Source organism: Histidinibacterium aquaticum, assembly GCF_008710275.1.
Taxonomy (GTDB): Bacteria; Pseudomonadota; Alphaproteobacteria; order Rhodobacterales; family Rhodobacteraceae; genus Oceanicola; species Oceanicola aquaticus.
This window is the reverse complement of record NZ_VYQE01000008.1, coordinates 1-15,155: the sequence shown is the minus strand read 5'-3', so window position 1 is coordinate 15,155 and position 15,155 is coordinate 1. Positions and strand designations below refer to the sequence as shown.

Annotated in this window: 10 protein-coding genes; 5 read left to right on the top strand and 5 right to left on the bottom strand. The window is 56.4% G+C overall.

What is annotated here, in order from left to right:
• Positions 1-120 precede the first annotated feature (120 nt).
• The 3 genes from F3S47_RS18650 (at position 121) to F3S47_RS18640 (ending at position 6,777) form a co-directional block, all read left to right on the top strand.
• The gene (locus F3S47_RS18650; protein WP_150446832.1) at positions 121-1,491 is read left to right on the top strand and encodes a hypothetical protein; all 1,371 of its coding nucleotides are present in this window, start codon (positions 121-123) and stop codon (positions 1,489-1,491) included.
• Positions 1,492-3,870, top strand: a complete 2,379-nt coding sequence (locus tag F3S47_RS18645) for a glycosyltransferase (RefSeq protein WP_150446831.1) — start codon at positions 1,492-1,494, stop codon at positions 3,868-3,870.
• Between the two features lie 411 nt (positions 3,871-4,281).
• Positions 4,282-6,777: a glycosyltransferase gene (locus F3S47_RS18640; RefSeq protein WP_150446830.1), complete on the top strand. Its 2,496-nt coding sequence runs from the start codon at positions 4,282-4,284 to the stop codon at positions 6,775-6,777.
• Here F3S47_RS18640 and F3S47_RS18635 read toward each other — a convergent pair.
• From F3S47_RS18635 to F3S47_RS18625, 3 genes are read right to left on the bottom strand one after another with little or no spacing between them, the layout of a single operon-like run.
• Positions 6,774-7,730, bottom strand: coding sequence for a formyltransferase family protein (locus F3S47_RS18635; RefSeq protein WP_191090246.1), 957 nt, complete (start codon positions 7,728-7,730; stop codon positions 6,774-6,776). The genes F3S47_RS18640 and F3S47_RS18635 overlap by 4 nt on opposite strands.
• Positions 7,730-8,470, bottom strand: a complete 741-nt coding sequence (locus tag F3S47_RS18630; protein WP_150446828.1) for a polysaccharide deacetylase family protein — start codon at positions 8,468-8,470, stop codon at positions 7,730-7,732. Before F3S47_RS18630 ends, F3S47_RS18635 begins: the two co-directional genes overlap by 1 nt.
• A 50-nt stretch (positions 8,471-8,520) precedes the next feature.
• Positions 8,521-9,813, bottom strand: a complete 1,293-nt coding sequence (locus tag F3S47_RS18625; protein ID WP_150446827.1) for a nucleotide sugar dehydrogenase — start codon at positions 9,811-9,813, stop codon at positions 8,521-8,523.
• Between the two features lie 734 nt (positions 9,814-10,547).
• On the opposite strand from F3S47_RS18625, the gene F3S47_RS18620 reads away from it, so the two are divergent.
• Positions 10,548-11,381: a hypothetical protein gene (locus F3S47_RS18620; protein WP_150446826.1), complete on the top strand. Its 834-nt coding sequence runs from the start codon at positions 10,548-10,550 to the stop codon at positions 11,379-11,381.
• A 65-nt stretch (positions 11,382-11,446) separates the two neighbouring features.
• Positions 11,447-12,337, top strand: a complete 891-nt coding sequence (locus F3S47_RS18615; RefSeq protein WP_191090245.1) for a class I SAM-dependent methyltransferase — start codon at positions 11,447-11,449, stop codon at positions 12,335-12,337.
• A 428-nt stretch (positions 12,338-12,765) separates the two neighbouring features.
• Here the strand turns inward: F3S47_RS18615 and F3S47_RS18610 are convergent, their stop codons facing one another.
• Both F3S47_RS18610 and F3S47_RS18605 read right to left on the bottom strand, forming a co-directional pair.
• On the bottom strand, positions 12,766-13,707 hold the full coding sequence (locus F3S47_RS18610; RefSeq protein ID WP_150446824.1) for a hypothetical protein: 942 nt from the start codon (positions 13,705-13,707) through the stop codon (positions 12,766-12,768).
• 170 nt (positions 13,708-13,877) lie between these two features.
• Positions 13,878-15,155 (bottom strand): glycosyltransferase family 2 protein (locus F3S47_RS18605; protein WP_223877883.1); only part of this gene is annotated, 1,278 nt, incomplete at its 5' end.

The window sequence follows — 15,155 nt, the reverse complement described above, 5'->3', positions numbered from 1 at the left end:
AGATGCTAGTCCCCGTTCACCGCCAAGACAATGACGGACCAAGCTCTTGAAATGCAGGGTCGCGCCCATGATAACCGCTACCTGCGAACGAGCTTCGCAGCGCCTCTTGAGGAAGCTCCCATGTCCGAACAAACGTCAGTTGCGTCACCCGAACCGAACGGAAAACAAAAGGCTGAAGACAAAACCACAAAACGAGTAGTCGTCATTTTAGGAAGTGGACGCAGCGGGACATCACTCTGCGCGAAGATACTCTCCCGGCTAGGTATAGCTATGGAGACCACACTGCATCGTCCGAACGAAATGAACCCAGAAGGATATTTCGAGGATGCTCAACTTGTGGAAATCAACAAGCGTCTATTGGCAAAGCTTGCACCCGTTTCAGGCGTGGCGCCGAGAAGTGATGTTGCTGACGCCGAAATTGGATCCGAAATGCGCGAGTTGCGAGCGCATCTCAAGGAGCGGACCTTGGCATCACACAATGTCTGGGGCTTCAAGGACCCTCGCGTTTCGATGCTATTGCCACTCTATCGTCGAGCGTTCCAAGCTGAAGGCATTGTGCCAAACTACATTTTCTGTGCGCGCTCTGCAGGAGCGGTAGTAGAGTCCTTAATGCAGGCCAGCGGAAAATCACGTGAGCTATGCGAACAAATGTATTTTTCGCGCACCTTTCTAGCTCTGCGCGATAGTGCAGCAAACTGCTATGTCTTGCACTATGAGAAACTCTTAGAATCCCCATCTACGCAAATCGGCGCCCTATGGACTTATGTTGGCGAAAAACACAAACCCTCACCAATAGACGACAAGCAGTGCGAAAACCTGGTGGAGAAAAAATATAACCGCTCTTCGCTGATGGCCCAAAAAATAACGAATCCGCTTGCGTGCAGGATGGAAGCTCTCATTGAAAACATGGAAGGCACACAGTTCAATCGCGATTCCGTCCTAGAAGAACTTCGAGAGATTGGCTTAATAAATTCAGGATATCAGGCCTGGATCGACATCACGGCAAAATCTATAAATGACCTTAAATCCAGTCTAGTCAAGCCAAACGAAGCCGTAGAAAAGAAGGAAAAGGAGTGGGCCTCGAAACTCTCACAGCAAACCGCCTGCGCGACGGCACTTGGCGATGAACTTTCCAGATTGCAGGCTGAGGTCTCTCGCTTAGAAAAGGAGAGGAATGCAGCCATCACGCGAGCCCGCTCACGCGAGGGTGAGATCGAAGTTATGCGCTGCAAGAATGAAGAGACGGAAGCAAAGTTGGCTCGCCGTAGTCATAGTGAAACGAAAATCGTCATGAACGAAGAGTTGCGTAAGACTAGAGCGAAACTAGATGCTGCTAATGCAGAGTTGGAGCGGCTCTTGGGATCAGTACGGCACCGCGCCGGAACGCTTTTGGTCGATGCGATCCGGCACCCCGGTTTGAAGACGCTTATCCTGCCTTGGCGCCTGCTTCGCCTCAGGTCAGGTGATCCCTCGGACAAGGCGCGAAACTAGATGGACGACGCCAAGGCTGTACCTGCGAGAAAGGGGGCAAGCGCCCTGCGCGTGATGGTTTGCATTCGCAATCTGCAAAGTGGCGCAGGTGGTATGGAGCGCACCGCAGCAAACTTGGCAAGCTATTTGGCCAGCAAAGGCCATATTCTATCAATAGCCTACCGTGAAAACCAAAAAGGAAGTTCTCTATACCACCTAGCTGACGAAATACAGCACCTCCCTTTTGATGGTAAAGCAGATTCGCTAGTCGAAGTCGCCAGACGCTTCAGCCCGGACGTAATTGTCTACTTCTATGCGACCTCCGTCGAGGCTCCTCATATTGTGGCGCTTTGCCAAACAAATGTCCCACTAGTTTTGCACGAGGGCTCAAATCCAGGCCGAGTAATAGGGAATAATTGGGCGGCACCCAAGGGAATTACAGAGGCCCAAGCTGAGTTGGAAAGGTCCGCAATGATGGCGAGTTGCACTCGTCTTCGGTTTACCCTTCCTCAGTATCGCAAGAGCGTTCCCTCGACCCTACAGGCTGACTCCGTTGCATTTCCCAATGCCTTCCCCCCCGCCGATCCAGTAGATATTTCACTAAGATCGCAAGCTACCAGAAAGATTTTTCTTAATATTGGAGGGTTGAAGAAGGTAAAAAATTTAATAGCCGCCGTCCGCGCATTCTCTCTCATTGCGGATGATCTTCCCGACTGGGATTTTCATATTTTCTCTGCCGCCCCTCGCGCTAACACAATCCGGCCCGAGCTAGAAGAATTTATCGACAGAAAGAATCTCGCAGGCAGGGTAAAGATACATGATCCAACTCCTTTGATCGGCCGCGAATATGGCCGCTCACATGTCCATGTTATTTCCTCAAAGGAGGAAGGATTACCCAATTGTGTAGCGGAGGCTTCTCGTCATGGCCTTCCTTCGATCGGCTTCGCTTGCTGTGCAGGCACAAACGCGATGATCATTGACGATCATAACGGTCTACTAGTTGATTGTGGCACAGACGAAATTCAGGCTTTGGCAGAAGCAATGCGACGCGCGGCTACCGACGATACCGCGCGAAATCGCTGGGGAGCTACTGCTTTACAAGAGAGCGCCATCTATGATCCGGATCGAATCTTTTCTCAGTGGGAAGCTCTCATCAGGGAGGCCGCGGATGACCGTGTGACGCCCAAGGAGCGACTGCTTCGCAGGTTCGGTGAGAACGGCAAATGGCGGCAACTTCGGGCGGTTCAGCGGGCTTCACTAGGAGCAAGCCCTTGGCCCGTCGCACGAACTGCATCTGCAACTCGTCCTTCTGGTGAAGCGCCACCGAAAGTCAGCATTATCGTGCCGCTCATCAACAAGGAAGCCTCGATCGCTGAAACGCTGGAATCAATCGCCGCCTGCTCCTATCCAAAATCTTCGAAGGAGGTGGTCGTGGTCGACGATTGTTTGACTGACGGATCGGCGACAATCGCAGGCACAATCTGCGCGCGGAATTCATGGAAGCTAATACGACACGACCGCAACAGTGGGCTCTCCGCAGCACGCAACACCGGCCTTGATGCAGCAAGCGGTGAGTTTGTCCATTTTTGGGGCGCGGGCGACCTGTATGCTCGTGACGGCCTTGACACGGTAATATGTGCTATGCGCGAAGACGGAGCTGACATTGGGACCGGCATTGCCGCAAGTAGCGGCCAAGTACTCGCTCAATATACTTCTTCAGCCCGAGACATTTCAGCGATAAACTTCGCAGGAATGCCTGAAAGTCTTTCAACTGCTTCTACTCGTTCTAATATCTACCGACGAAAATTCTTGAATGAATATGGGTTGAGGTTTGAACCCGACCTCTACCTGCAGGATTCTGCTTTTGATCTCTGTGCGTTCCCGCTAGCCGAGAGAATTGCAATGACATCGGCTGTATTGGGAGAGTACCGGCGCCTTGAAAATTGCGAATCAAGGCAGTTTGACGAAGAACAGTTCTCTTCAGCGTTGAGAATTGAACAGCTGACTTATGAGCACTACACAAGTTATGGTATTCACGGACTGGATCTCAGGCGCCAGCAACACATTCTGGAGATCGTACTGCCTCAGTTTGTAAGTCGATCCCAGCGCAACTACGCCAAAATTGACGAAAAAACTGATCTCTCTGACCTAAAATTTGAATTTCTTGCGGAGCTCCAGAAACGTCTCCCTCGTCTCTCCCAGGGTCTCGTCAGCATGACGAAATCGTCTATGCGATTGCGGTTGGCCTATTTTGCTATTCGTGAGGGATATCTCGCATGGTTGCCTTCGATACTTGCGGGAAAATTGCCTAGTAGTTTGCGTTCCGATATTTTAGCGGAAACCCCAGAAGAGAAAAATGTCGTTGATAGTTTGATTATTGGGCTGAGTGGCGAAGAGTGATTTATTCGAGTTGCAGACCACTGCGCGAAGCGCTCTCTCGAGCTTCAGACCTTCGGATGGTATAGGTCGTAAACTGGTATTACGAATCCGGTTGGGATCTCGTTGCTGGTCGAGCGGGATTGTAGGTGTTGTAGGCCGAGCGAAAGGGACATGAGGTAAAAGACGGCATGGGTCAGATCTTGGACCAAGACGAGCTTCGGCGAGAGACTGAGCGGCAGCAGCGCGAGTTGGCACTTTTGGCCGAGCGGATTCGGGAACTTTCAGCAGAACTTGACGCCGCCGCCGGCCTTTCCGTCGAGCTTGAAAACGCGCGGGCCGAGATAACTGCATTCCGCTCTAGCACCTCCTGGCGGGTGACCGCACCTTTGCGCGCGGTGGTCCGCGCCCTCAGGGGCCGGTGATCCACACGTCATGACAGATCGGGATCTCGTCCGCTCCTCCCCCTTCTTCGATGCCGAATGGTATTCGTACCGTTACCCAGACGTCAGAAGATCCTCTCTGTCGCCGTCGGAGCACTACCTGTTGGTCGGCGGGCTTCTTGATCGTTGGCCGGGGCCCGACTTCGACCCCGTAGCCTACCGGCTGACCCACCCCGAATGCGGCCAGCGCAATCCGGTCTGCGATGCGCAGGAGCGTTACGGGCAAGAAGGTCTGAGGGTCTTTCACGATCCTAACCTGGTGCTCTTGGCTGCCACCCGGCTGAGCGAAGTTCGGGGCTATGAGCAAGCCCGCGCCTTCGCCCGCGACCAGCTTCCGGGAGCGCTCGCGCATAGCACCCTGGCACTTGATCTCGCCGAAACCGCGGAGCGCGGTGCGGAAGAGCGCTGGCTCGAAATCCTCAACAGCTACCTGTCGCGCTTCGGGCTCTCAGAGCTCGCCCTCACGCCTGGAACAGGAGGGACGCTCTTCGAGCGGATCACGGCTCCCCCCGCTCTCGGTATTCGGGAAGGCCCGCTGGTGAGCGTCATTCTGCCGGCTTTTAACAGCGCAAACTGGATCGAGCGATCGGCGCGCTCGATTCTCGATCAAACCTGGCGCGAGCTCGAGCTGCTGGTGGTGGACGATGCGAGCACCGATGAAACTTACGAGGTGCTGCAGCGCCTTGCACAGGAGGATCCGCGCCTGCGTCTGCTGCGCAACTCCGTCAACGTCGGCCCCTATGTCTCCAAGAACCGGGCACTGAAACATGCCAGTGGCGCTTTCATCACCGGTCAGGACGCGGACGACTGGTCACACCCCAAGCGGATTGAGCGTCAGGTTGCCGCCATGGAGGGTCGTGAGGCTGTTTTCAGCGGAGGCATTCGACTCGCCGCCTCGGGGAAGCCCTCACGGATCATGCCGCTGGGGCGCAATACCGAGGACGGGATCACGCTGGCCTCCTTCATCACTTTCATGGTTCGTGCTCCGGTGATGCACGAAAAGCTCGGCGCCTGGGATTCAGTTCGCTTCGGAGGCGATTCAGAGCTGGTGCGGCGGCTGGAGAAGATCAGCGACGGGCCGGTGCCGCGGGTGCTCGAGCCGACAATCCTGCAGCTCGATCACGAGGGCTCGCTCACCAACGACGTGGTCTTCGGCCATTCCCCGCATACCGGAATGAGTAAGCCGCGCCGGGCCTACCGCGACGCCATGCAGCACTGGCACGCGGACCGCACCCTGCGAACCGGGCGCATCGGTTTTCCGCGCGACGCCCTGGCGCGGCCCTTCCCGGTGCCGCCCGAGGCCGAGGTCGACCCCCCCGCGATCCGGGAGACACTCGGGGGCGAGGGCCCGGAACCGCGCGTGCTGCGCCGCCAGGTGGGTATCGTGACTAACATGCGCTTCCCCGGCGGCAACGCTTCTTCGACCCTCGACGAGGTCCGTTTCTTCCGCGAGCGGGGCATATCCCTGGCCCTGATCCACTGCCCCAATTCCTACGACCGCGGCAAGCGACCGGTCGCTGAACGCTACGAGCCGCACGCCGACCTGATGGAGGACTGGTGGGCCTATGATGAAATGCACTTCGACCACCTGATCCTGCGGAATCCTTCCCCCTTTTGCCAGACGCCTCCCGATCTGCTCGACAGGCTCTCGGCGCGACACGCCCATGTGGTGATCAACAACTCCGCCTTCCGGGCGAACGGCAATCTTGTCTACGAGCGAGGAAAGCTCCTAGAGCGCGCCGCCCTGCTGAATGCCGAGACGGTCACTCTCTGTCCCATCAGTCCCGCCCTGCGCGGCGAGATCTCGGAGTCTCTGCGGCAGGTAAATTTCAGGATCGCCTTATCCGAGAGGGACTGGTCGCCGACCTTCGATGCCGAGGCGTACTGGGCCGAGCCCAAGCCTGATATGTCCCCGCCCTATCTCCTCGGACGCCATGGGCGAGACGCCGTAGAAAAATGGCCGGAGTCGCTCAAACGGCTGGAAGAGGCCTATCCGCCGACGGAAGAGTTCCGCCTCGCCGCCCTAGGGGGGGCGGATGCCGTGATCAACAAGCTCGGGAGCCGGCCCGGCAACTGGGAGATCGCGCCCTTTGGCAGCATCGATCCGAAGGACTTTCTCGCGGGCCTCGACGCTTTTGTCTACTTTCCCGACGGCAACTACGTCGAGGGCTTCGGACGCACCATCGTAGAGGCGATGATCGCAGGCGTGCCGGTGTTGCTGCCGTCCCAATTCCGCTCCACCTTCGGGGAGCTGCCGATCTACCTGCCCCACGCTAGCGTCGCCGAGGCCATGCGCCATATGGCTGCGCGGACCGAGGATCGTCTCGGCTACCTGCGCGAGGTGCAGCGGATCGCCTGCCAGCGCTACGGGACAGAGCAGTTGGCCATCCGTTTCCCTGAATACGAGGTCCCGCAGGACCCGAAGGGGGCCGGGCAGCTCTCGGAGGCGGCCCGGGTCTTCAAGGAAGCCGTGGAGGCCGCAGGCTAGTCGAGTTTATCGCCAGCCCAGCCCGTCCCTGGCGGCGGAATGAGTTCCTCGTAGTCGGTCGCCAGCATCCAGCCCTCGGCGGCAGCGATCAGCAGCCGCCCAGAGCCCGCATCGACGATCCGGCCAGGCTCAGCGCCGGGATGTGCGGCGATCTGCCCCGACGCCAGGCGTTCGGCGCGCCAGATCCGGAGAACAGGGCGACCGCCGATGCAGGCGAAGGCTCCCGGGAAAGGACGGGCACAGGAGCGGACCAAGGCGTGCAACTCCTCCAACCGCTGTGTCGCGAAGGCGAGGCCTCCGTCCTCAGGGGTGATCTTGGGCAGTTCCACCGAGGGGCCTGGGGGCTGCGGGACGAGATACTCTTCGAGTCGCCCTTCTCGCCAGGCCGCAGCCAAGGCGAGGGCGGAGCTCTTGATGTGGTCGAGGGCCAAGTACTGGAGCACGTCGATGGAGGTCTCGGGGCCGATCTCCAGGCGCCGGGTCTCGAAGACCGGCCCTGTATCGACCCCCGCCTCGTAGCGGAAGCAGTTGTGCCAGACCTCGGAGCCGCCCAGCCGGATCGACCAGTTCAGCGGTGAGCGCCCGCGCCCGTGCGGAAAGCGGAAGCAGCTCCCGTGCCAGCCGAAGACACCGCCCGCGAAGCGGTCGAGCACTGCCTGCGGCAACAGTCTCTGCCAGCCAGTGCAGAGCCCAAGGCCACCTTCGAAGCTCTCGAAGAACTCCCGGTCGCCCGCATCCTTCAGGGAATAGCTCTTGCAGGCGTAAAACCCAATCCCGAGCCGCTCGCAAAGCTGCTCGAGACCCTCGCTGCGCCCCGAGATCGCCGCGACCCGGGCAACCTCGCCGGAGAGGGTAACGAGGAAGTCGGGCCGCGCGCCGTGGCGGTCGAGATATCGGATGAGTTCTTCGGTGGTCGTTTTGTTGCCGAAGACGACGAGATTTCTGTGGGACATCACTCGGCCTCGAAGGGATAGTGGGTGCATTCTAGGGAGAAGGTCTTCTCCAGACGGCGGGTCGCCAGTTCGGAGACCGCGGCGAAATTCCCTTCGGTTCCCCGCAGCTCATCGGACCATTCACAGGGATGGGTGAGGATCTGGACGCGGGCCTCTTCGGTCACGTCGAAGGGATGGCCATGCGCCCACCGCCGCCGACTGTCGCTGCAGTAGCGGATCGCCCGGGGTGGCGGCGAGACGTCGAAAAAGGAGGGGCCATAGGCATTGATCCGGCCGCGGTAGCTGTCCTCGCGCAGAGCGAGCTGCCAGGGGGCGGGGCGGTGGAAGCTGAAGCGATCGATCGCTCGATCCAGGATCCCCTCGAGAATCGCAACTTGCAGGTCGAACTCCCGCTCGTGTGCCGGGCCGAGCGCCTCCAAACCATGCCGGTGGAAATGCAGCCCGATCCGGTGGCCGAGGGAGCGGATCTCCTCTAGGGCCTCACGGCCCTGCGGACCGGCGGGATTGTAGGCATCGCTGGTGACCTGGACAAAGAAGCTCGAGGTGACGCCTGCCTCGGCTTCCACTCGGGCCAAGGCGAGCGCGCGGTCGAGGCTGAATTCCACGTCGTGGCGCAGGAGGACGAAGTCCAGCCGCCCAGGGGCGTCTGCGAAGTCGACCAGCCGTCCAGCGTAGAGGGCAAGGATCTCGCGGTATTCGTCGTAGTGGAAGCTTTCCCTATCCTGGATCGGCGGGGGCATGGTATCTTCCCTGCTGGCGGCTCCAGAGGCGCGGGGGATCGCCTTGCGCCTCACAGCCGGATGTCGCTCTCGTCGCGGCCGAAGACGGCTTTCATGTCGAAGAATACCCCGCCATCCGAGAGCAGGTCGACGAGCTGCGGCGCACCGCCCTCGACGATCTCCCGATGCGGTACGGCGAGCACCACCGCCCCGTAGCCTCCCGCCTCCTGCGGGAATTCCTCGAGCATCTTGATCCCCAGATCCCGGGCCACCTCTGCCGGGTCTGCCAAGGGATCGTGGATCTCCACCTCGAGGCCGAAACCTTTCATGGCCGCCACCATCTCCGTGACTTTGGTGTTGCGGATGTCTCGGCAGTTCTCCTTGAAGGTCACGCCGAGCACCAGCACCCGGGCGCCACGCACCACCTGCCCCTTGTTGATCATCGCGGCGATGAGGCGCGAGACCGCGTTCTTCGCCATGCCGTCGTTGATCTCGCGGCTGGTGCGGACGATGTCGGGGATGTATCCTTTTGAGGCGGACTTGTGCAGGAGATAGTAGGGATCCACCCCGATGCAGTGGCCGCCCACCAGCCCCGGCGAGAGTCGCTGGAAGTTCCACTTCGTTGCTGCGGCGTCGAGGATCTCGTGAGTGTCGAGCCCCATATGGGAGAAGACAATCGAGAGTTCGTTTATCAAAGCGATGTTGACGTCGCGCTGCGTGTTCTCGATGATCTTCGCGGCTTCGGCGACGCGGATGCTCGCCGCAGGAAAGGTGCCGGCATCGATGACGCGGGAATAAAGCGCATCAACCCGAGCGGCGGCCTTCGAACAGGAGCCCGACGTCACCTTCACGATACTCTTGAGCGGATGTTCGATATCTCCGGGATTAATCCGTTCGGGACTGTAGCCGACGAAGAAATCGGTGTTGAGAACCAGGCCCGAGAGGCTTTCTAGCAGCGGAACGCAGTCCTCCTCGGTGGCGCCGGGATAGACGGTGGATTCGTAGATCACCAGATCACCGGGCGAGAGCAGCCCCCCCAACGTCTCGGTCGCAGCCAGCAGTGGCCCAAGGTCGGGCTGTCGGTAGCGGTCGATTGGGGTCGGCACAGAGACAATGTAGGTATTGGCTTGGCGCAGGTCTGCTGCCGCATTCGTCACCCGCAGCCCGGCGGCACGCAACTCATCGGGCTCCACCTGACCGGTGCTGTCCCGGCCGGCGGTGATCTCGCGGACCCGCAGGACGGAAAGATCGTAGCCGATGGTCGGGAAATGCTCCGCGAAGGCCACCGCTAGGGGCAGGCCCACATAGCCCAGCCCGACTACCGCAACCTTGATGCTGTCCTCGTCCGGAAGTGCCGCCGTCACCCTCGTCTCCGCGCCGTTCCCGACCTGGCTAGGGGAGTATCGCCGCTTGGCGGTCTCCCGAGATCTGCCTTATTCCGGGCAGATACCGTGTCACCTCGCCCACTGAAAGATCCAGAATGCGCAGAGCGGCCCCCTCGCAATAGACGAAGACCCGGCCAGCCCTGCAGTTAGCACAACACGGATCCGCGGCTACTACGCCTGATCTCGGAGGGAAGCCCCTCGCCATCGGTGAAGGTGTCTTTCCGCGGCTTCCCTGTACTGCAAAGCACCTGCCAGAACTTCATTGGTTCGAGAGAGCGGGCAGCGCCCCCTTGGTCCTGAGCCTCTGGCCCGGCCCGGACCACCATCGATGGGGCATCGCCCCAAGAAATTGCAGACAAAACGGGTAGAGCAGACAGGCAAGCGGAGGTCTGTGTAAATCTCGAAAAGCGCACCACACCTAAGATGCTGCCTCCCAGACAGCGGACGGCGGCACATCAAAGCGCCTCTAAAAGTCGTCGCCCAACCCCGACACCTACGACTTGGCTCGCCCACAACGCTTGATTTTCTGTACTTCCATAACCCGTAGTTCTAGAAAAGCCCCCGATCCATCCCCACCAACCCAAGGGCTTCATTTGACATATCGCTCTGAAGACAAGAAAAAGCTCCCTGCCGAAACTGGCGGCGAAGGCTCTACGAAGAGAAACTCAGACTGGAAACCATCGATCCTTGCTACAACTACAAAGGGATCGGTAATGGGACTGAATACGCTAAAACAATCACTAAGAAAGTATACAAGTATAAAAACTGTCACTCCATCCGAGATGGAATCTCATTGGTCAGATCAATATGACTTGGCCCTCCTCCACAACACGATAGACGTCCCAAACCATATCCTAAGCAATTCTATTGTTTACGCGCTTCAAAGCGTCGTGAATCAATTGATACGATCTCCCGCCTCCCAGGAAAGATTAAGGACAAACAAACCGCTAGAAATCTGGTGCAACACTCGAAGTGCTGAAAACGATCTGCGCCGCGCCGGAATAGAGTCTGTGACAATGTACCGACCAGCACCAAGATTCACGCTTCCGACCTCGTATATACCACTTCCACAGAAGCGCAGAATACTATGGTACTACGATTCCAACCACAAGTTCATGATCTCCAGACTGGATGACATAAAAAGAACAATCCGAAACATAAGGGACGCCGAGATTCTGACATTTCCCGACGTCAACCCGCCTGTAGTTCAAGACAACGTTTCGGCCATCGGTCGTGTTCAACTCCAGCACTGGGTCCCACGGGTCCATGGCATGGTCAGGATATCCGACAGATTAGATTTTGGCAGGTCAAGCTTTGACGTCTACTCGCACGGGAGGTGGCTGTTGTATCACGATATGGAAGAAGATTTCTCTTTCACCCGAAAATACGTTGCAGAGATGCCCTCAGCAGTTGATGAGCTACTTGCCACCCAGACCAACAGCGAAGCTCAATCTCGCTTTGAAGACGCTAGGAAGTTTGACCTAGAAACTCTCGCGGAGGTTTGGGAGAGCAGAGTTCGCTGGCTCATTGCCAATCGAAATTGTTAGCCCTCTTCGGCTCAACTAGGACAACCTCCAGCAGCCAATGCTCTTTAATGTTCGGAGAACTGAGAATGACGACACCATATGACAATAAATTCTTCGACAGGCAATCAGAACCCTCACTCAAGTCTGCGAGAATTATTGTCCCGCTACTAAAGAAGCGCATGACTGTAGACAGTGTCTGCGATGTTGGTTGCGGCACTGGAGCTTGGCTAAGCGCATGGCGGCAGGAAGGCGTAAAGGAAACAATTGGTATTGATGGCGAGTACGTAGATCGCTCGCAGCTACGGGTCCCCTCGGACTGCTTCATCCCCCATGATCTTTCTTCCGAAGAGGAGCTACTTTCGGATTTGGTCAAAGAAAGAAAATTCTCATTAGCGACATGCGTTGAAGTTGCGGAGCATCTTCCTGAAAGACGAGCGACCTCATTTGCGTATGAGCTTTCGTTGCTGTCGGACACGATTCTCTTTAGCGCTGCGGTCCCTGGCCAAGGTGGTGAAAACCACGTTAACGAACAGTGGCAGTCCTACTGGGTGACGAAGTTTAACAATCTTGGCTTTGGAGCTGACGATTTCCTACGCGACGAAATCTGGGACGACTCAAGAGTACGCTATTGGTATCGCCAGAATCTTCTTCTCTTTCGTCGGGGTGCCAATAATACTCGCCCGGCATCAAGCTTTGATGTTATTCATCCCACTAACTGGGATCGGAAGAGAACATCGTTCGAACGAAAGATCGAAAGACTCCGGGAGGGTTCTACTGAACGGCCCTTCGATGAAGGACTTGAGAATAGTCCAATGACGACGTGGAGGGGGACTACTTCTGCAGAGCAAGCCCTGAGAAAAGCGGAACGTCGATGCAAAGTTCTTGAGAACGAAAAGAAACAAATACTGTCGAGCACTTCTTGGAAGATCACTGCACCCCTTCGGTCTGCTAGCAGAATACTGATGCGAAAGAGCTGACAGACATACTTTGGTGATGAGCTTCCCAATTGATTGATGCATCGCTGGCCGTTGGTCGACGGCTACGACGCGCCAAGGCCTATAGCCCAAGGCGTTGTGGTCGAACGCCACTGTATTGGCGCCAATGCCGCTCGATTACGATCTGGGCACCAAGGGAGCGAGTAGAAGAGATACCCGTCAAGCAGCTCCTTGCGTAAGCGGGCGTGACATTCTCGCATTGGCCGTTCTCACAAGTTGAGCTAAGCTTGATGTAGACGTACCTCGCGCCCGGGCCCCGATCCGTTCGGGGACGGCGACAAGTTTGGCGATTTTTCTCGGACCGAGCTAACTCCAACGGTCTGCTGGTACGACAAGGCCAGTTAGAACTTCGACTACGTCAGGTCAGTCGAACTTCCTGTCGGCGGGGATCATCCGCGCTTCCTTCGTGACTACTTCTTAACGATCAATCCCGAGTCCTCGCCCCCGAAGTACTCTCGCTCTACAAATAGATTGCTATCGCGATATTCATTCTGAATCCTCTCTCTATCCCTAGGACCAAGCAAAGTCTGAGCGCCACGACTACCAACTCCAAGATCATTTAGATATGCATCGACCTCGAGAGCTCTTTGGCGTAGTTTCTTGGCAGCCGATGGAAACATGTTGGCGAGTCGCTGAAGATTAATAGCTCGAGCGGACGCTGACTGATTACTCTCGGCCAAATATTTCAAACAATTCATATTCGCACCTCCGATCTCACTCAAGAATGATCTGATCAAATCTTCTTTCTCACGCTCATAAGACTTCACGATCACCCTGTCACCGCTTGTCGACAAGGCGATCTTTTCCAGCCGCGTCCTATGGTCGAGATGCCTAGCATCGGCAGTACTCAAAATCCGAACAGGCCACGGGTATTTTCCCTTCTTCAAGCCTTCTGTAAAGAGGGAGACCACAAGGTCATCCTGGCGGCGAAGATATAGAATCCATGATCTATTAGCATGCCTAAAGATGCCACGCAGATGTTCGTACACGAACGAGCCGGTGACCGACGGTCGCGCTAATACTTCAGAGGATACTATCAACATCCGAGGTCGATGCGCTTCTATCTCATTTTGCATTTGCTCGGCATGAAGCCTCATCTTCACGCGGTTCCCGGCAATCATGTCCTTGATCAGTGGATGGTGATAGTGCTTTAGCGGCCCCCACTCGATACTCCTCCCACGTCGCGAGATATCTCTTCGCCCTCCTTCCAGATAAAGAACTTCAGACTCTCTGAGGCAGGCCGTATTTGCAGCCAAGAACTTCTGAATGGATGTTGAACCTGTTTTGTGAGGACCCAGATGGATCAAAATGTCTCCGCCAAACTCGACGACCGGCAATTGATGAGTCGGCATATTTAGAATCCCTCTATGCTCTGAGTTGCAGGATAAGAGACTAAGCCTGGTCTGCCTCTATCTGAGATGAGCAGATGGTGAACTTTGTGTGGTCACTTTTGAGCGTACAGCGCCCCGAAACATCCTCCAGGGAAAATGCAACGCCGACCATCCGTCTTGTCACGCGGAATTCAATATTTTACCCGAACGTCAGGTAGAAACTTTTGACCAACGCCGGCGTCTTCCTGCAAGCGAAGAGTAACGTCGCATGTGACCGTTTCTCCGTAAACGACGACTTCCACTACTCCGTCAACCAGTCGACTCCGGACCTCGGGGCAAATACCCATTGCTGACGGCAATGGAGCGTCATAAATCTGCGCTTCTACCAGTCCGATGCGACCATACTTATCGATAAGAACCGGAAGCTCGTCGAGAAAGTTCCGTATGGAACCACTCGGCTCACGAAAATCGCCAAAGATAACTAATGGATAGTGCCCCGGCTCCTGATCTCGATTACCCCGTTTCGATCGCATCATACGGGGAGCTAGGAATGCACCTTCAGTCCAATTCTCGTAGCGAAGGCTAGGAGCTTTTGATATGTGAAATTTCTGCGCGTCATGATATTCTCGGCGTACACCGTAATAAACACCGCTTAAACCCGTTGTATTACTTGTGGTGACCGAAGAGTCGCTGATTCTTTGGAAGGACAATGGTCCTGTTCTCAGTTTCCTGAATGACCTCTCGCCAAAAACCTTCTGAATTCTTCCAATAAACTCGCTATCGGCCCCGAGGCGAACTGTGTCCCAGTAGCCAAGCTGCTTGGCTACCGGAGTCCTTCTAAACATCAACGAGGAGGTGTTGTATGTGATGAGGTGACTTCTTACCTTGGCGAAGTCCAATTCATTGGTTGTCCTCGCCTGCTCTGAGGTGCAGGCCATACAATCCGGGTTCGCCTCCATATATGCGACTTGTCGCTCAATCTTTTGAGGATGTGACCAATCATCTGCATCATGTAGAGTGACATATTTTCCTTCCGCAATGTCAAGACCGGAATTCCTCGCAACATATGCACCGCCGTTCGTATTCAGACGGATAAGGTCAATAGTGCCGCTGTCGTCAATGTACTTTTCCACGGCACTAATGGTTTCCCCTTGGTCTGTACTACAATCGTCGACAACAATTATCTGAATATTCTTGTAAGTTTGGGCCAAGAGTGACCTTAGGGCAGTACCTATCGTGCTGGCAGCGTTGAACGTAGCAACAATGATCGAAACAACAGGTCCAGATCGGATACTGTCTACTTCCCCCTTTGCCATCAGCCGATCGTAGGGCGAGCCTTCAACGAAATTCGAAAGCCCAATCGGTAGTATATCGAAGTATCGCAGCGCCTGGTTGATCCAAATGCACTTATGCTCTGGTGAACAATGGATGTTGGACCTCGCTAAGATTGCATCCGGCCCAATGTTCCC